The 17,215-nt window shown below is 53.8% G+C and carries 15 protein-coding genes, 1 tRNA gene and 1 other RNA gene; 5 read left to right on the top strand and 12 right to left on the bottom strand.

Annotation, left to right across the window (positions count from 1 at the left end; genetic code table 11):
* Positions 1-161 precede the first annotated feature (161 nt).
* The 11 genes from dppF to FDW92_RS21275 form a co-directional block, all read right to left on the bottom strand.
* Positions 162-1,166 (bottom strand): dipeptide ABC transporter ATP-binding subunit DppF, encoded by a 1,005-nt coding sequence (gene dppF, locus FDW92_RS21325; RefSeq protein WP_042311718.1) that lies wholly within the window; start codon positions 1,164-1,166, stop codon positions 162-164.
* On the bottom strand, positions 1,163-2,146 hold the full coding sequence (dppD, locus tag FDW92_RS21320; RefSeq protein ID WP_042311717.1) for a dipeptide ABC transporter ATP-binding protein: 984 nt from the start codon (positions 2,144-2,146) through the stop codon (positions 1,163-1,165). Before dppD ends, dppF begins: the two co-directional genes overlap by 4 nt.
* Positions 2,147-2,156: 10 nt before the next feature.
* Positions 2,157-3,059, bottom strand: coding sequence for a dipeptide ABC transporter permease DppC (gene dppC, locus FDW92_RS21315; RefSeq protein WP_042311715.1), 903 nt, complete (start codon positions 3,057-3,059; stop codon positions 2,157-2,159).
* Positions 3,060-3,068: 9 nt separating this feature from the next.
* Entirely contained in the window at positions 3,069-4,088 is a 1,020-nt protein-coding gene (gene dppB, locus FDW92_RS21310) for a dipeptide ABC transporter permease DppB (protein ID WP_032940634.1), read from the bottom strand.
* Positions 4,089-4,254: 166 nt separating this feature from the next.
* On the bottom strand, positions 4,255-5,862 hold the full coding sequence (dppA, locus tag FDW92_RS21300) for a dipeptide ABC transporter periplasmic-binding protein DppA (protein ID WP_038635147.1): 1,608 nt from the start codon (positions 5,860-5,862) through the stop codon (positions 4,255-4,257).
* Positions 5,777-6,013 (bottom strand): hypothetical protein, encoded by a 237-nt coding sequence (locus FDW92_RS23090; RefSeq protein ID WP_162267364.1) that lies wholly within the window; start codon positions 6,011-6,013, stop codon positions 5,777-5,779. Before FDW92_RS23090 ends, dppA begins: the two co-directional genes overlap by 86 nt.
* A gap of 582 nt (positions 6,014-6,595) precedes the next feature.
* Positions 6,596-6,729: non-coding RNA, RtT sRNA (locus FDW92_RS21295), on the bottom strand.
* A gap of 32 nt (positions 6,730-6,761) precedes the next feature.
* Positions 6,762-6,838, bottom strand: a tRNA-Pro gene (locus FDW92_RS21290).
* A gap of 92 nt (positions 6,839-6,930) precedes the next feature.
* Positions 6,931-8,625 carry a kdo(2)-lipid A phosphoethanolamine 7''-transferase gene (gene eptB, locus FDW92_RS21285; protein WP_042311709.1) on the bottom strand — a complete coding sequence of 565 codons (1,695 nt, stop codon included), beginning with the start codon at positions 8,623-8,625 and terminating at the stop codon, positions 6,931-6,933.
* A gap of 211 nt (positions 8,626-8,836) precedes the next feature.
* Positions 8,837-10,039, bottom strand: a complete 1,203-nt coding sequence (locus tag FDW92_RS21280) for an MFS transporter (protein WP_042311707.1) — start codon at positions 10,037-10,039, stop codon at positions 8,837-8,839.
* A 251-nt stretch (positions 10,040-10,290) separates the two neighbouring features.
* Positions 10,291-10,992, bottom strand: coding sequence for an autotransporter outer membrane beta-barrel domain-containing protein (locus FDW92_RS21275; protein WP_042311705.1), 702 nt, complete (start codon positions 10,990-10,992; stop codon positions 10,291-10,293).
* A gap of 159 nt (positions 10,993-11,151) precedes the next feature.
* On the opposite strand from FDW92_RS21275, the gene tag reads away from it, so the two are divergent.
* Positions 11,152-11,721 (top strand): DNA-3-methyladenine glycosylase I, encoded by a 570-nt coding sequence (gene tag / locus FDW92_RS21270; RefSeq protein ID WP_042311702.1) that lies wholly within the window; start codon positions 11,152-11,154, stop codon positions 11,719-11,721.
* Positions 11,711-12,151, top strand: a complete 441-nt coding sequence (locus FDW92_RS21265) for an N-acetyltransferase (RefSeq protein ID WP_042311700.1) — start codon at positions 11,711-11,713, stop codon at positions 12,149-12,151. The genes tag and FDW92_RS21265 overlap by 11 nt, the downstream gene beginning before the upstream one ends.
* Here the strand turns inward: FDW92_RS21265 and FDW92_RS21260 are convergent.
* Positions 12,120-14,453, bottom strand: coding sequence for a molybdopterin guanine dinucleotide-containing S/N-oxide reductase (locus FDW92_RS21260; protein WP_042311699.1), 2,334 nt, complete (start codon positions 14,451-14,453; stop codon positions 12,120-12,122). The two genes, FDW92_RS21265 and FDW92_RS21260, sit on opposite strands and share 32 nt — an antisense overlap.
* 159 nt (positions 14,454-14,612) lie before the next feature.
* Here FDW92_RS21260 and FDW92_RS21255 point away from each other — a divergent pair, with 159 nt between their 5' ends.
* The 3 genes from FDW92_RS21255 to FDW92_RS21245 all read left to right on the top strand — a co-directional run.
* Positions 14,613-15,275 carry an OmpA family lipoprotein gene (locus FDW92_RS21255; protein WP_003827397.1) on the top strand — a complete coding sequence of 221 codons (663 nt, stop codon included), beginning with the start codon at positions 14,613-14,615 and terminating at the stop codon, positions 15,273-15,275.
* Between the two features lie 101 nt (positions 15,276-15,376).
* Positions 15,377-16,393, top strand: coding sequence for a LacI family DNA-binding transcriptional regulator (locus FDW92_RS21250; RefSeq protein ID WP_042311697.1), 1,017 nt, complete (start codon positions 15,377-15,379; stop codon positions 16,391-16,393).
* A gap of 100 nt (positions 16,394-16,493) precedes the next feature.
* Positions 16,494-17,215, top strand: a 722-nt coding sequence (locus tag FDW92_RS21245) for a sugar phosphate isomerase/epimerase (protein ID WP_137400704.1), incomplete at its 3' end; no start/stop codon positions are given.

Below are 17,215 nucleotides of genomic sequence, written 5' to 3'. Positions count from 1 at the left end.
TTAGCAACTGCGAAATCGCTATTTCTGTGACAAAAGGGAATCTGACTACATTTTAGACGCTGTGGAATAATGTTCTGCCAGAGGACTCACATTGTGGACGTAAAAACAAAATATAAAAAAACCGGAGCACAAGGCTCCGGTTATTAGGTCATAACCCACGTTTATCGCTGTTGGTTTTCATCCTGGTCAACGGCGAAACAGGCCACCAGCTGACCGCCATAGTCTTTCAACTGCGGCTGAAGCTGGGTACACGGACCAAAGCGGCGGCGGCAACGAGCATTGAACGCACAGCCCGGCGGCGGATTCAGCGGGCTCGGCAGCTCGCCGGTCAGTTTGATACGCTCGCGGCGGTCGTCCGGGTTCAGACGTGGCGTGGCAGAGAGTAGCGCCTGGGTATACGGATGACGCGGATTATTGAAGATCTGATCCTTGGTCCCTTTTTCCACGCAGCGGCCTAAATACATCACCATCACTTCATCGGCAATGTGCTCCACCACCGACAGGTCGTGCGAGATAAAAACGTAGGACAGTCCAAGATCCTGTTGTAAATCCATCATCAGATTCAGTACCTGCGCACGAACCGAAACGTCGAGCGCCGAGACCGGTTCGTCGGCAATCACCACGTCCGGGTCCAGCATCAGACCACGGGCAATCGCGATACGCTGACGCTGGCCGCCGGAGAACATATGCGGGTAACGATCGTAGTGCTCCGTTTTCAGCCCGACTTTCGCCATCATCGCCAGCGCTTTTTCACGCCGCTGCTCTTTGCTAAGCGTGGAGTTGATCAGCAACGGCTCTTCCAGAATCTGCCCCACTTTCTTACGCGGATTCAGAGAACCGTACGGGTTCTGGAACACAATCTGGATTTTCTGCCGACGCAACTTCTGCGCATGCGGGTCGTGCTTGAGCAGATCCTGCCCCTGGTAATACAGCTCACCGCCGGTCGGCACTTCAATCATCGTCAACAGGCGGCCAAGCGTGGATTTTCCACAGCCGGACTCACCTACCACCGCCAGCGTTTTACCGCGCTCGAGGGTAAAGGAGACACCGTCCAGCGCTTTTACCAGGCGTTCCGGGGCGAACATGCCCTTTTTCACCGGGTAGTGCTTTTTCAGATCGATAGCCTGCAACAGCGGCTGTTGCAAGGTGGCCTCATGCGTACTCATAGTGTGGGCCTCCCGGCATCATCAAGTGGGTAGTGGCATTTCGACTGACGACCGCCTTCCAGCAGATTCAGTTCAGGTTCTTCAGCGCGGCATTTGTCGGTTGCATACGGACAGCGCGGGTTCAGCAAACAGCCCGTCGGTCGATCATATTTACCTGGGACCACACCCGGTAACGAGGCCAGACGCGCTTTATCCTGCGCAAACTCCGGCAACGCGCGTAGTAATGCCTGGGTATACGGATGACGCGGCGCGCGGAAAATATCCTGTGCTGCTCCGGTTTCCACGACCTGCCCGGCGTACATCACGATGATTTTGTGCGCCGCTTCCGCCACCAGCGCCAGGTCGTGGGTAATCAAAACCAGCGCCATATTCTCTTTTTGCTGCAACTCCAGCAGCAGCTCGATGATCTGCGCCTGAATGGTCACGTCCAGCGCCGTCGTCGGTTCGTCGGCAATCAGCAACTTCGGACGACAGGCAATCGCCATCGCGATCATCACGCGCTGGCTCATCCCACCAGACAACTGGTGCGGATACACGTCCAGACGCGAAGCCGGATCGGGGATCCCCACCAGCGTCAGCAGGTCAATCGCCCGCTGAACGCGCGTTTTTTTATTGCCGCCCTGATGCACCTTGATGGCTTCCATAATCTGATAGCCGACGGTGTAGCACGGGTTAAGGCTGGTCATCGGATCCTGGAAAATCATCGCCACTTCCGCGCCCACAAGCTGGCGACGCTCTTTCTCAGAGATGCGCTTCAGGTCACGACCGTTAAACTCCAGATTTTCGGCCATCACACGGCCTGGGTAGTCAATCAACCCCATAATCGCCAGCGAACTGACAGACTTACCAGAGCCGGACTCTCCCACAATGCCAACCACTTCACCCTGGTTCACACTGTAGCTAATGCGGTCTACGGCGCGGAATTCGGAGCCTACGTCGCCGAAGTGCACCGATAATTTATCTACATTTAATAACGCCATCTCGAACCTCTTACTGCTTCAGTTTGGGATCGAGCGCGTCACGCAGACCGTCACCCATCAGGTTAAATGCCAGCACCGTCAGCAGGATCGCCAGCCCCGGGAAGGTCACGACCCACCAGGCGCTTTGGGCAAACTGCAGAACGTCAGAGAGCATGGTGCCCCATTCCGGCGTAGGCGGCTGTGCGCCCATCCCCAGAAAGCCGAGGGCAGCCATATCGAGAATAGCGTTAGAGAAACCAAGCGATGCCTGAACAATCAGCGGCGCAAGACAGTTAGGCAGAATATTGACGAACATTTGGCGCATCGCACCGGCTCCCGCCACGCGCGAAGCGGTAACGTAGTCGCGGTTGACTTCCACCAGTACGGCGGCGCGTGTAAGGCGCACATAGTGCGGTAACGCCACGAACGTCAGCGCCAACGCGGCGTTGCCAATCGAAGGACCAAATACCGCCACCAGCACCAGCGCCAGTAACAGGCTCGGCAGCGCCAGCATGATATCGACCACGCGCATGATAACGTTATCGATAATCCCGCCAAAGTAGCCGGCGATCAGCCCGAGAATGACCCCCATCAGCAGGGAGAGAACCACGACCAGACAGCCGACCAGCAGCGACAGACGCGCGCCGTACATCAGACGAGAGAGCACATCGCGGCCCACATCGTCAGTACCAAACAGGTGCGCCATCGTGCCGCCTTCCTGCCACGCAGGCGGTGCCAGCAGCGCATCACGGAACTGCTCAGCCGGATTATACGGGGCGAGAACATTCGCAAAGACCGCAATCAGAATCATGATGACAACATAAACCAGCCCGACAACCGCGCCTTTATTGCGCTTGAAATAGTGCCAGAACTCCTGCATCGGGGTCATCGGCACCGGTGCGGCAATAACTTTATTTTCAGTAACCTGTGACATGATGGCCCCTTACTTCTTATGACGAATACGCGGGTTCACCACGCCGTACAGCAGGTCTACCAGCAGGTTGACGAGAATAATCATCGTCGCGACCAGTAGCACCCCGCCCTGTACCACCGGATAATCGCGGCGCTGTAACGCATCGATCAACCAGCGTCCCAGCCCAGGCCATGAGAAAATAGTCTCGGTCAGGATCGCCCCGGCCAGCAACGTACCAACCTGTAGGCCGATAACGGTGACAACGGGCAGCATGGCGTTACGCAAAGCGTGAATGATGATGACGCGCATACGGGTCAGGCCTTTGGCACGGGCGGTACGAATGTAATCTTCACCCAGTACTTCCAGCATTGATGAACGAGTCATACGCACAATTACCGCCAGAGGAATGGTACCCAGCACCATCGCGGGCAGGATCATATGCGCCAGCGCATCAATAAAGTTACCCTCTTCACCCCAGATAGCGGTGTCAATCAGCATAAAACCGGTCAGCGGGTTGGAATCATCAAGGAATACCATGTCGCTCACCCGGCCGGAAACCGGCGTCAGGTTCAACTGCACGGAAACCAGCATGATCAGCATCATGCCCCACCAGAAAATCGGCATCGAGTAACCGGTCAGCGCCAGTCCAACGGCGGTGTGATCGAAAATGGAACCGCGCTTAACGGCGGCAAGCACACCCACCGGAATACCCACTGCGACGGCGAAAATCATCGCGCAGACACCAAGTTCCAGCGTGGCTTTAAAACGAGGCACGAACTCATCCCACACAGGTAAACGACTTTTCAGCGAGATACCTAAATCACCATGCATAACCCCCCAGATATAATGGAGGTACTGCTGCCACATCGGTTTATCCAAACCAAGTTCGGCCAGCAGTTGAGCATGACGCTCAGGGGAGATCCCACGCTCACCCGCCATGATCATTACCGGATCGCCGGGGATCATATGGACGAAGGCAAAAGTGAGAAGAGTGATACCGATAAACGTGGGGATGACGAGTCCCAAACGTCGGAGAATGAACTGCAACATAACCCGGATTCTCTCTAATGACGCACGGCCTGGAACCGTGAGTCTGTATTGCTCACAAATCTTATCCCACGCAAACTGCATCGCGGGTAAAGCATTACGCCGGATGGCGCTGCGCTTATCCGGCCTACACAACACCGGGGCGCAGCGCTTCCTTGATTGCTTTTAATTATTCGACAGAGACGTTTTCGAAGTGATGTTTGCCTAATGGATCAACCACATAGCCTTTGACTTCTTTACGCACTGGCTCGTACACGGTGGAGTGAGCAACAATCAGAGCCGGAGCCTGATCGTGCATAACAACCTGAGCTTGTTTGTACAGTTCGATACGCTTGTTGTGATCGTCGGTGGCACGCGCTGGCTGGATCAAGTCTTCAAATGGCTTGTAGCACCAGCGAGAGTAGTTTGAACCGTCTTTCGCTGCCGCACAGCTGAACAGGGTGGCGAAGAAGTTATCCGGATCCCCGTTGTCACCGGTCCAGCCCATCATAACGGCCTGATGCTCACCCGCTTTGGCGCGTTTCAGATACTCGCCCCACTCGTAGGTCACAATCTTGGCCTGAACGCCAATTTTCGCCCAGTCAGCCTGAACCATCTCCGCCATACGGCGCGCGTTCGGGTTGTACGGACGCTGTACCGGCATTGCCCACAGTTCAACGGTAAAGCCCTTGTCCTGACCGGCTTCTTTCAGCAGCGCTTTCGCTTTCTCAGGATCGTAACTGTAGTCTTTAATGTCATCGTTATAACCCCACATGGTCGGCGGGATCAGGTTCTTCGCAGCTACGCCAGCGCCCTGGTAAACGGCTTTGATGATCGCTTCTTTGTTTACCGCATAAGTCAGCGCCTGACGAACTTTAACGTCATCAAACGGTTTCTTCTCGGTGTTGTAAGAGAGGTAGCCCACGTTCAGACCAGCCTGCTCCATCAGGTTGATGTTTTTATCCTGCTTCATGCGCGCGATGTCTGCCGGGTTCGGATACGGCATCACCTGGCACTCATTCTTCTGCAGTTTGGCGTAACGCACGGAAGCATCAGGCGTAATAGAGAAGACCAGACGGTCGATCTGCGGCTTAGTACCCCAGTAGCCAGGGAAAGCTTTATACAGAATACGGGAGTCTTTCTGGTATTGCTGCAGCTGGAACGGACCGGTACCAATTGGGTTGAGGTCTACTTTCTCCGGGGAACCGGCTTTCAGCATGTTGTCCGCGTATTCTTTAGAAAGAATAGAAGCGAAGTCCATCGCCAGATCGGCCAGGAACGGTGCTTCCGGACGCGTCAGTACGAACTGAACGGTTTTATCATCCACTTTTTTCACTTCGGAGATCAGATCTGGCAGACCCATCCCTTCGAAGTATTCATAACTGCCGCCAGAGACTTTGTGGTACGGGTTCTGGGCATTTTTCTGACGATCGAACGAGAACACCACGTCATCGGCGTTAAAATCGCGCGTCGGTTTGAAATCTTTGTTGTCCTGCCACTTCACGCCCTGGCGCAGGTGGAAGGTGTAGGTTTTACCGTCTTCGCTGATTTCCCACTTCTCAGCAAGGCCCGGGATCACTTCGGTGGTACCGATTTTGAATTCAACCAGGCGGTTATAGATCGGTACGGAGCTGGCATCATAGGTGGTGCCAGAGGTGAAAAGCTGTGGGTTAAAGCCTTCAGGAGATCCTTCTGAACAATAAACCAGAGTTTTAGCCTGTACGCTTGCTGCGACGGTCATGGCCACCAGGCTCAGACCAAGCTTCAGCATCCCTGACTTCTTCAAGGAAATACTCATTCTTCTGCTCCAAATGTGATGTTTGTTGTTTTACCCTTTGCAGTGGGTTTGCACCGCCTGGCCTTTTTTGTTTTTTACCCGGCCGGGTCGGCGTTAAGAGGATGGGGATTCCGTTCACATAAGCGACTGAGTTGCAGTGCGGATTCTCCATGAAATGCCCCTCATGCCCTACAATCTGTCAACAGAATGTGAAAATGTCAATACAGGTAACCGTGATTTACACCAACGGTGAGAATTGACAAACAAAGATTAAAAAAAGTGCAGACGGCTATTTTCAGCAGGGAAATTTGTGCTACGCGCTCTGTGCCAGAATAAACTTCTTAATATTTCGCAACATTTGGTGATTAACATTTATGCAAATTCTTAAAACTTTCTAAATTAATGCTGCATATCTGAGCGATTAATACCATGAACGTTAAAACGCACAGCGGAAAATGCCAGGTTCAGCCATAAGTAGCGCAAAAAAAGTTTCATGCAAATATAAAAAAAGGCAATGGAATATGTCACAGAATCGTTAACAGTCAGTGGGAAGTGGCGCACAATTTTTGTAGGCAAAATGAAGGTCAAAGGTGGGTTTGGAATAACACCATACACGCCGGGATGAAACTAAGCCTGTAGGCCGGATAAGGCACCTGCGACGCCATCCGGCGATGCCTCCCGAATTGCCTGATGGCGCTGCGCTTATCAGGCCTACAAATGCAAAAACCCTGCTCGTTGAGCAGGGTTTTGAATTTGGTCGGTGATAGAGGATTACTCGCCACTGCGTGGCTCGCCCTGCGGGCCGTTGCTGACGCAACGTTCTCTCGCTACGCTCGAGTCGAACCTCTTGCCCCCGGAGGTTCTCATCCTCGTCAATTCCGGAAAGCAAAAAGCCAGCCCGAAGGCTGGCTTTTCTAATTTGGTCGGTGATAGAGGATTCGAACCTCCGACCCCTTCGTCCCGAACGAAGTGCGCTACCAGGCTGCGCCAATCACCGAATGCGGGGCGCATCTTACTGCTCAGCAGCGCGCCCGTCAATCCCTTAGCATCAAAATGCCATTTGATCGGCGAGAAAGTCAGCAGCCTTCGTTACTGGGCTGCAACCTTCTTCGCGTCCGGAATACGGCACCAGTTGTTATTTTCGTTAATACCGCCATTTGGCGAGGTATAACCGAGGCAACCTAAAATAGTGTCGTATAGCTCCACATGACGACGCGGCACCTTCATATCAGCTTCTTGCTTCAGATGTGCGAACGCCTTCGCATGGTCGGGATCTTCCAGATACTTGTCAGACATCCACACCAGCATAGGAACGCGGAACTGTTCTGGCGGCGCCATTTTACGCGGCGTCCCGTGCAGGTGCTCACGCTCGTTAATCGACTCACCGTGATCGGCGGCGTAGAACACTATCGCTTTCTTATCGCGCAGCTGATCAAACACTTGCGTAATAAAGTGATCCACATAGGTTACCGAGTTATCGAATGAGTTGATCATCTCAGCTTTTGAGCAGCCGCTATCAACATTGACACATTCCGGCTTCCACTGTGCATATTCACGGGTGTAGCGCTGCGTATAGTTAAAATGCGAGCCTTTGGTATGCAGAATAATCAGGTGCTTACTACCGTCATCGTTCTGCTGCAGAGACTGCTGCATCTCGGGAATCAACAGCATGTCATCAACGTTTTTGCCACGGTTACGCGGCTCAGCGCCGATCTGCTCACGGTAGGAGATGTTCTCCGCCATGGTATTACTGTAAAACCACATCTCGCTTTGCATTGCGTAAAGGTCTGTCTTGAACCCTAACTGAGTAAGCACGGCAAAAACGTTTTGTTCTTTGAGGGTTCGCTGCGGATTTTCTTCCGCCCCACCTTCACGGACAAACATGCAGCGCAGAGAAAGTTTGGTTGCCGTATCACAGGAATATCCCCGGAACGCGGCCAGATTTTTCTCCTGGGCGAGCCTTGGCGTGGTATTTCGCTCGTAGCCAAAAATCCCCATATGATCCCAGCGGGTGGTTTCGCCGATGATAAACACCACATAGGTGTCGTCGAGGTTCTTCGGCGCAACATAGGTAAACTTTTTGGCCGGGTTCATTAGCGATTTGTTATCTGAAGACTCATCCACCTGCGCCCAGGCGTACAGACCCAACGCCGAGAGCCAGTTTGACGGTAAATAAGAGTTCGCCACAACCCCGCCATAGCTGGGTAGATCGATGCCGGTTTCCCGTTCAACGCTTCTCTGTTGCATACTCAACAGGCGAATCGGCACCCACACCATCAGACCTGCCAGTAACACCACCGCCACGCTACGCCATCTCATGCCCGGCGTACGAATCTGTCTCATCAGGGTATAGCGGCAGCGGTTACTCCAGATCAACACCAATGGGATAATACTGACCGAAACCAGCCACACGATGAAATGCCAGCCAACCACTTCTTTCGATAAATCAATATCCGTGGTCATGACGGAGGCAATAATACCGTAGCCAATAACCACGTTCAGGAAGGTCATATAATAGCTGGCGCCGGCAGAACACAGCACCACAAAGGTGGCCAGCACACGCCAGGCCCGTCGACCGAATAAAGAGAGAAGCCGTAATAAAAAGAAGGTCACCAGCACAGTGCCGGCTAATTCAACAACCGCAGAGAGTCCTTTCCAGACGGTGAATTCGTGCGCATATCCGCTAAAACGACGGAAAAATACAGCACAGTTCATAAACAAACCGATATAGATTGCCAGCAAGAAACTGAGTTTCTGCTGCGTCATCGACTTAATGTATCTCATGCAAACAAACCCTGGGGATCGGGATAAAAACTCCCTGCGCAGCGGCCAAACAGACTTTACAGGGGAAAAATGCGACAACAGCAGAGGTGAAATATCTACGGGCGCGGGTAAGTAGACCACAGGAGGGAAGAAAAGTGCTTATAGAGAATGCAAATGGCGCATATATTTTTGTAAATATATGCGCCAGGTATTAATCAGACCACTAATAGATTTAGGCGTGCGCCTCGGTATATACGCTACGTTGTGGCTGGCGAATAGTGGTAGAAAGTGCCAGCGAGATGATTAACAGCGCAAAGATAACGCAGAAGGTCACATAGAATCCGCCAAACAGCGAGGCGATAATGGAACCACAAATACTGCCGATACCGAAGCCCAGGTAAATAACCCCGTAGTTTTTAGCCAGGTTATTGAGGCCAAAAAACTCACTCACCAGTGACGGGAACACGGTGATGGTGCCGCCAAAGTTAAATGCCACACAAGCAATTGCCGCAAAGAAAGTAACGTCATTGAGCGGGGCGAAGAGCAGCGCCGCCATACCGACCAGCGAAACTACCTGACCAATGGTGATAACACGAATACGAGAGATTTTGTCGGACAGAATACCCAGAACCAGACGGCCTGACAGGTTAGCGATGGAGATGACGGTCACCGCATTTGCCGCCGTGGCAACATCCATATGCGCCAGGCTCTGCGCAATATCTTTCGCCACGCCAATTACATACAGCCCGCTCATACACGCAGTGAGGAACATCACGGCCAGCATCCAGTACTGTGGTTTACGCATGGACTGCGCCAGGCTGTAGTCGTTCTCGACCACACCATTTTTCGCCTTCACTTCCTGATTCGGCGCATCTTTCATCAGCATGGAGCCAAAGACGATCATCACCAGCACAATTGCGCCCCAGATCATAAAGGTTTTTTCCAGACCCACGGTGCTAAGCAGTTGGCTGTCGATAAATTTAAAACCGAGGCTACCCAGGCCATAAGAGCCGATGGCAAAGGCGGAAATCAGCCCCTTACGCTCAGGGAACCATTTTACGCAGTTGGAAAGGGTTAACAGGTATCCGGCGCCATCCGCCAGACCGACCAGTACACCGGCACTCAGCCACAGCATAATCAGGCTGTCAGAGTGGGCGGTTAAGAAGAAGCCGACGCCCAGTAAGATACCGGAGGCCATGGTGACGCGCTTCACGCCAAAACGTTCTTGCAGCTTCCCGGCGACGGAAGAAGAAATCGCCAGCCCCAGGCTCAGTAAACCAAAGGAAAACGCAACCTGGCTCACCGGTGCGTCAAGTTTAGAAGAGAGCGCGCCGTTAAACAGGCTCCAGGTATAAACAGAACCTAAGGCAAATTGGGTAATGATGGTGCCGATCAGTGTCAGCCAACGGGTACGCTGATAATCAGTAGTTTTCATGGCAGTCTTCCTGCATAAGCAAAATGGGAAATTCTCTGCCAACAACCATACCGAAGCGCCATTTATACCAGGAAAAAACGGCATGAAATGCCGTCAGAACGGAATGAAATGCCTGGAATGCGGAATGAATGACGAGACAAAAAGTTGGGATACTGAACTTTACCGCATGTGTTAGTACACGCTATCGCTGGAAAGCGTGTGATTGTTGATCTCAATATGTAACTGAGATGTATAAACGATGATTGCTTTCGTTAAAATTTGGCACTTACCCCCATGGTGTACATATAGTCGCTGTTGTTGGTACTGTTTTCTGCCTGAGAAAGTGCGGCGTAAGCCGCCATATGTGGATTCAACAGCATATCTGCGCCGACGGTGACATCCAGCCAGTTACCGTCCTGTCCTGCTGTCGTCATGCGGCTGAGACCCGACTGCGTCTTCCAGATATTCTCGCCAAACTGTTGGTTATAGCTGATTTGCGCCCATGGTCGCACATCACCGAACTGCGAATTGACTCGCCAGCCTAACGTGCTGACGCTGGCATGCCACATCGGATCGGTCGGTGTTATTGAGGTTGCGCTATCACCAAACTCGTTGTAGGTAGACGTGGTCGAGCCGTCATAATGTAAGGCGGCGACCGGTCCGGTTGTTACCTGCCTGGAAAGAGGAAAGTTCCAGCCCATACTCATGCCGCTGGTCGTATCCATCAGCGTCTGATCGGCCAGATTCACCACCGGACCCGCCACGTTCTGCGTAGAACGAATACGTTCCTCCAGAATGTCGTTATAACGTGGTTGGTGATCGCTGTCCCATGTATAACGTTCAGCCGTATGCCCTGACATCGCATCAACGATATATTCTTGTTGCCAGCCATATGCTGTATTGATGGACAGCGCACAAACTACGACGCTCGCCAGAGTTAACCTTTGGCGACCACTACTGTTTCTTATAATCATCAACGCGACTCCAGAAAAGAGCCGAATTCGGCGATATTATTGTCATTGTGTGTAGGAAATCGGGGCCATCAGGCCCTGTATTAAATATTGTCTTTTTAGCTGGCGCGTCAAGGCGGGCCGAATGAAATTTTTACGCCAGTAAAAACAGCGAGGAAGAATATGCAGCGTTGCGGATGGGTCAGCCAGGAACCACTTTACATTGCCTATCACGACAAGGAATGGGGCGTCCCCGAAACCGATGGCAAGAAGCTGTTCGAAATGATCTGCCTGGAAGGCCAGCAGGCGGGATTATCATGGATCACCGTACTGAAGAAACGGGAAAATTATCGCCACGCCTTCCACCATTTTGATCCGGAAAAAGTGGCAGCCATGACCGAAGAGGATGTGGAAAGGCTGGTACAGGATGCCGGCATTATTCGCCATCGCGGAAAAATTCAGGCCATTATCGGTAACGCTCGCGCATTTCTGGCCATGGCGCAAAACGGTGAATCGTTTAGCGAGTTCGTCTGGTCATTTGTTGATAACCAACCGCAAGTGACCCGCGCCGCCAACCTGAGCGATATCCCCACCTCAACGCCTGCGTCAGATGCGCTGTCTAAGGCGTTAAAAAAACGCGGGTTTAAGTTTGTCGGCACCACCATCTGCTACTCCTTTATGCAGGCCTGTGGTCTGGTCAACGACCATATCACCAGTTGCATCTGTTACCCAGGGGCACAACATGATTCGTGAATCTAAAGCTGACGATCTGCCGTCAATTCTGGCGCTGTGGATGGAAAGCACGATCCATGCCCATCCGTTTATCGACGAACGCTACTGGCGCGAAAGTGAACCCATCGTGCGTGATGTATACCTGCCCGCCGCGCAAACCTGGGTGTGGGAAGAAGAAGGTGTACTCAAAGGCTTTGTCAGCGTGATTGACGAACGCTTCCTTGGCGCGTTGTTTGTCGCGCCAGCGGCCATCAGAAGCGGAATTGGTACAGCGCTGGTGCAGCATGTGCAGCAGCGCTTTTCTCTACTCAGCCTGGAGGTCTACCAGAAGAATCAGTCAGCGGTAAACTTCTACCATGCGCTGGGTTTTCGCATTGAAGACGGCGCATGGCAGGAAGAAACTCACCACCCCACGTGGATTATGGGCTGGCAGGCGGATCAAACGCCGTAAGCGTCAGGGCGGGTCCATTGTACTTTTCGATCCACGCCAGGGCAGTGTTGCCCGCGCAGCCATTCCCCAGCTTCGAGCTGGGGAGATCTTTGGTCAGCACGTTGACGGCACCATTTTTACAAATACCACCGGCAGTGAGATCCAAATCAGGCCAGGCGCCTTCATGAATGCAAATGACGCCAGGTTTGATCCCTGTCGTCACGACAGCACCCGCCAGAACGTGCCCACGCGCGTTCCACACCCTCACCGTGTCGCCATCCTTAATACCACGTGCGTTGGCGTCCTGCGGATGGATCGTAACGGGCTCACGATCCGCCACCGCATACTGCTCACGCAACGCACTGTAATTCAACTGGCTGTGCAAACGGTGCGCCGGATGGGCGGAAAGCAGCTGTAACTGACCCGGCTCGGCGTTACCAAACCACTCATCAGGTTCCAGCCACATCGGGTGTCCAGCACAATCCGCATAGCCGTAACCAGCAATCTTCGCGGAGTAGATTTCAATTTTTCCGCTGTCCGTTTTCAGCGGATGCGCCTGTGGATCGCGGCGAAAATCCGCAAACCGAATAAAGTGCGCGCTGGCGGGGTTTTCCGGCATTTCGATCAGCGCGTTGCGCTGCCAAAACTCGGTGAAGGACGGCAGTGTGACCTGCTGGCTGGCCCCGCGCTGCCCGGCGATATTGTAAAAGGTCTCCAGCCACGCCAGCTCGCTTTTACCTTCGGTGAATCGTTCATAGCCGCCCCTTTCCCAGCGCTCGCTCAGCTCGGCAAAGACATCAAAATCATTGCGCGCCTCATGCTGCGGCGGCACAACCTGCTTCATCGGCACCAGGTGCTGGTTGCTGTAATCACCCGTCATGGTGAGATCGTTGCGCTCAAACGAGGTGGTCGCCGGTAATACGATATCGGCATGCTTCGCGGCGGCGGTCCAGAAACATTCCGAGATAACCACCAGCTCCGGTTTTTGCCAGGCGCGAATCAGACGGTTGGTGTCCTGGTGATGAGTAAAATTGGCCCCGCCGGCCCACCACAACATGCGGATGTCCGGGAAATGTCGGTCCATTCCGTTGTGCTGGTAAAAGCCTCCGGGGTTCTCCAGCGCTTCGACAATTCGCGCCACCGGGATTTTATCCACCGCATCGGTACCGCCTTTCACGCTGCCCTGCATCGAAGCCAATACTGCGGCGCGACGCGTTGGATTCCCACCGTTGGCAAAATGATACGACAGCCCAAAGCCTCCGCCTGGCGTGCCGATTTGCCCGAGCATGGCGGCCAGGGTGACAATCATCCAGTGTTTTTGTTCGCCATACTGCTGGCGCTGCATGCCCCATCCGGCCATCAGCATGGTGGTATTTTGGTGAAATATCGCCGCCAGTTCGCGTATTTTTGCCGCAGTTATCCCACAAATTTCAGCAGCCCACTCTGCCGTTTTTGCGACATTGTCAGTTTTACCCAGCAGATAGTCGGCAAACCGCTCATAACCAGTGGTACAACGGGCGAGAAAGTCCGCGTCATGCCAGCCGTTTTCCACCAGCGTATACGCGATGCCCAGCATCAGCGCCACGTCGGTACCCATATGCGGGGCGATCCATTCCATCTTATCGCCAAAGAAATCCACGCTTTCCGATCGCATCGGATCGATACAGATCAAACGCTTGCCGCTATCACGCAATGCCGCAAAGTAAGCGAGACCCTGTTCGTCGGAAGCATTCCAGGCAATCTTCAGGGTATTCAGCGGATTGGCGCTCCATAACACCACCACATCGCTGTGTTCCAACACGACGGGCCAGCTGGTCTGCTGCTGGTAAACTTCGTTGCCGCCCACCACGTACGGCATGATGGCCTGCGCGGCGCCCGTGGAGTAATCCCCCAGATGCCCGGTATAACCGCCCGCCAGTGCCATATAACGTTGTAACAGGGTCGCGGCTTTGTGTAACACGCCGTTGGAGCGCCAGCCGTAAGACCCGGCAAAAATCGAGGCCGGGCCATAGCTGTCACGGATGCGTTTATGCTGCGTATGGATAAGCATCAGCGCGTCATCCCAACTGACGCGAACAAACTCATCCTGCCCGCGCACGCCCTGTGGGCTTTCCGGCGAGGCGAGGAAGCCTTTACGTACCATCGGAAAACGTACCCGCGTTTTACTGTGTACCTGGTCACGCACCACGGTTTGCAAAGAGTTGGGATGAGTGGTGGGCAACGCGCCACGGGAGGAGAAAACGGTCTCGCCATCGGTTTCGACGAGAATAGGTCCCCAGTGGGCAGCGGTTAACACCGAGTAGTGTGCGGGTGAATTAGCCAAGATGGCGCTCCTGAATACGATGTAGCGGCTTATTTATTCTGCCGTTCAATGTTACTTACAAATTTCAGAGTCTTCCCTGGAATTTTCTTCATGTTCACACGTCATAATCAACCGCCACCGTCGCTGTGGCAAAGAAGAATAAGTCATTAAGGAATTGAGATGAAGAAACGTGTTTTTGTTATTGCTGCCATCGTGAGCGGCGCCCTGGCGGTTTCTGGCTGCACAACAAACCCTTACACCGGCGAGCGCGAAGCGGGTAAATCCGGTATTGGCGCAGGCATTGGCTCTCTGGTCGGCGCGGGTATTGGCGCACTCTCTTCTTCGAAGAAAGATCGTGGCAAGGGCGCACTGATTGGCGCAGCAGCTGGCGCGGCTGTTGGCGGTGGTATCGGCTATTACATGGACGTGCAGGAAGCAAAACTGCGCGAAAAAATGCAGGGAACTGGCGTCAGCGTGACGCGTAGTGGCGATAACATCATTCTGAACATGCCAAACAACGTCACCTTCGACAGCAGCAGTGCCAACCTGAAACCTGCCGGGGCTAACACACTGACCGGCGTGGCCATGGTTCTGAAAGAGTACAATAAAACCGCGGTTAACGTGCTGGGCTTCACCGACAGCACCGGCAGCCAGGATCTGAATATGCGCCTGTCACAGCAGCGCGCGGATTCCGTCGCCAGCGCCTTGATCACTCAAGGCGTCGCCGCTAACCGTATCCGCACTCAGGGTATGGGTCCGGCAAATCCAATCGCCAGCAATAGCACGGCGGAAGGTAAAGCGCAGAACCGCCGCGTAGAGATTACCTTAAGCCCGATCCAGTAACGTTTTGAGCCGGAGACAGGCTGCGCCCGATCCGGCATGAAGCACTTGCCATCGTTGATTTTCGCGTTAAGGTGTTGTCACCAAATTCAGGGAAATCAGCGATGAGCAAATCAACACGGGCAACCATCAGCGATGTGGCGAAGGCCGCAAAAACCGGCAAGACCAGCATTTCACGTTACCTCAACGGTGAAAAGCACCTGCTATCCGACGCGCTGCTGGCCCGCATTGAACAAGCCATTGCCGCTCTCGACTACCGACCCAGCCTGATGGCACGCGGCCTGAAACACGGTCGCACCCGCCTGATTGGCCTGATCATCGCAGATATTACCAACCCCTACTCCGTCAACGTATTAAGCGGAATTGAAGCCGCCTGTCGCGATAAAGGCTTTACCCCGCTGGTATGTAACACCAACAACGAAGTGGATCAGGAGTTGCACTATCTTGACCTTTTGCGCAGTTACCAGGTCGAAGGGATTGTAGTCAACGCCGTTGGGATGCGCGAAGAGGGGCTGAATCGCCTGCAACAGTCTGCGCTGCCGATGGTACTGATTGATCGTAAAATTCCTGATTTCGCCTGCGATATGGTCGGGCTGGATAACACCCAGGCCGCAACGGTTGCCACGGAACACCTGCTTGAACAAGGCTTTGAAGCCATTCTGTTTCTCAGCGAACCACTCGGCATGGTGAATACCCGCCGCGAACGTCTGAGCGCCTTTCGCGCCACGCTCGCACGCTATCCCGGCGTTATCGCGCAAAATGCCGAAGTTCCGCTAACGGACAATGCGCAACTGGATGACACGCTGCGCCAGTTCCACCAGCAGCATCGAGGCATGCGCAAAGCCGTTATCTCCGCCAACGGTGCCCTTACGCTACAGGTTGCCCGCGCCCTGAAGCGCATTGGCCTCAACTGGGGCAGCGATATCGGGCTACTTGGTTTTGACGAGCTGGAATGGGCCGAGCTGGCGGGTGTCGGTATTACCACGCTGAAACAACCCACATGGCAGATTGGCTACACCGCTGTGGAACAGGTTGTACGCCGGATCGATGGCGGCTCTGACGCCATTCAGGAACAGGTTTTCTCTGGTGAACTGATCGTGCGCGGCTCTACCGCCCGCTAAATTTCCTTCGTGATGGTGATCATAAATTCGACATCATAGGCTTTTCTTTGGAACCGGTTCCATCTAGCGTTATAGCAAGAACGCTGGTTATGGAGTTTCCATGAAAAGAAAAATTATGGTGGTCACCGCCGCCTACGGCTATGAGCAGGTCCGCGCTGCGGGTGGACAAACCGCCATGCTGCCCATCATTGCTGAAGCCGGTGCTGACGGCGTCGAAATTCGCCGCGAGATGCTAACTGACGCCGAACTCACCACGCTGTCAACGATGGCCTCAGCGATCGAAATCTTCGGCCTGCTGGCCTGTTATTCAGCGCCTGAGCCGCTGTTCCTTGAGGACGGTAACCTCAACCCCCGTCTTCCGGCGCTATTTGCGGAAGCGCAGACCCTGCAAGCGCTGTGGTTAAAAGTCTCCCTTGGTCATTTTTCCCATACCGAACAGTTCGACGTTTTACGCGAATGGCTGGATAACAGCGGGATGGAGCTGGTTGTCGAAAACGATCAGACCGCCTGCGGACGCCTGCAGCTAATGCAGCACTTTAACGAAGCCTGCCAAATGCAAAACCTGCCGATCTCGCTGACCTTTGATATGGGCAACTGGCTGTGGGTTGGCGACTCCCCGGAAGAGGCGGCGAAAAACCTGGCGCCAACCGTGGGATACATCCATGTCAAAGCCGCAGTTACACATCGCGACAGCTACCGTGCAGTGCCGCCTGATGCAGCCGATCCGCGCTGGCTGGCGCTGTTAAAAACGCTGCCTGACGATGTTCCGCGCGGCATCGAGTTTCCCCTGGAAGGACAGGATTTAACGGCGGTTACCCGCCA

Source organism: Citrobacter sp. wls706, from assembly GCF_005281305.1.
Classification (GTDB): domain Bacteria; phylum Pseudomonadota; class Gammaproteobacteria; order Enterobacterales; family Enterobacteriaceae; genus Citrobacter; species Citrobacter werkmanii.
This window is presented reverse-complemented; position numbering and strand designations above follow the sequence as displayed.

Coding starts and splice junctions, on each gene's coding strand:
- dppD (WP_042311717.1), bottom strand. CDS start 2,146: ATGGCGTTATTAAATGTAGATAAATTATCGGTGCACTTCGGCGACGTA.
- FDW92_RS21255 (WP_003827397.1), top strand. CDS start 14,613: ATGAAGAAACGTGTTTTTGTTATTGCTGCCATCGTGAGCGGCGCCCTG.
- dppB (WP_032940634.1), bottom strand. CDS start 4,088: ATGTTGCAGTTCATTCTCCGACGTTTGGGACTCGTCATCCCCACGTTT.
- dppC (WP_042311715.1), bottom strand. CDS start 3,059: ATGTCACAGGTTACTGAAAATAAAGTTATTGCCGCACCGGTGCCGATG.
- dppA (WP_038635147.1), bottom strand. CDS start 5,862: ATGAGTATTTCCTTGAAGAAGTCAGGGATGCTGAAGCTTGGTCTGAGC.
- FDW92_RS21250 (WP_042311697.1), top strand. CDS start 15,377: ATGAGCAAATCAACACGGGCAACCATCAGCGATGTGGCGAAGGCCGCA.
- FDW92_RS21265 (WP_042311700.1), top strand. CDS start 11,711: ATGATTCGTGAATCTAAAGCTGACGATCTGCCGTCAATTCTGGCGCTG.
- FDW92_RS21275 (WP_042311705.1), bottom strand. CDS start 10,992: ATGATTATAAGAAACAGTAGTGGTCGCCAAAGGTTAACTCTGGCGAGC.
- FDW92_RS21280 (WP_042311707.1), bottom strand. CDS start 10,039: ATGAAAACTACTGATTATCAGCGTACCCGTTGGCTGACACTGATCGGC.
- eptB (WP_042311709.1), bottom strand. CDS start 8,625: ATGAGATACATTAAGTCGATGACGCAGCAGAAACTCAGTTTCTTGCTG.
- FDW92_RS23090 (WP_162267364.1), bottom strand. CDS start 6,013: ATGGAGAATCCGCACTGCAACTCAGTCGCTTATGTGAACGGAATCCCC.
- tag (WP_042311702.1), top strand. CDS start 11,152: ATGCAGCGTTGCGGATGGGTCAGCCAGGAACCACTTTACATTGCCTAT.
- dppF (WP_042311718.1), bottom strand. CDS start 1,166: ATGAGTACGCATGAGGCCACCTTGCAACAGCCGCTGTTGCAGGCTATC.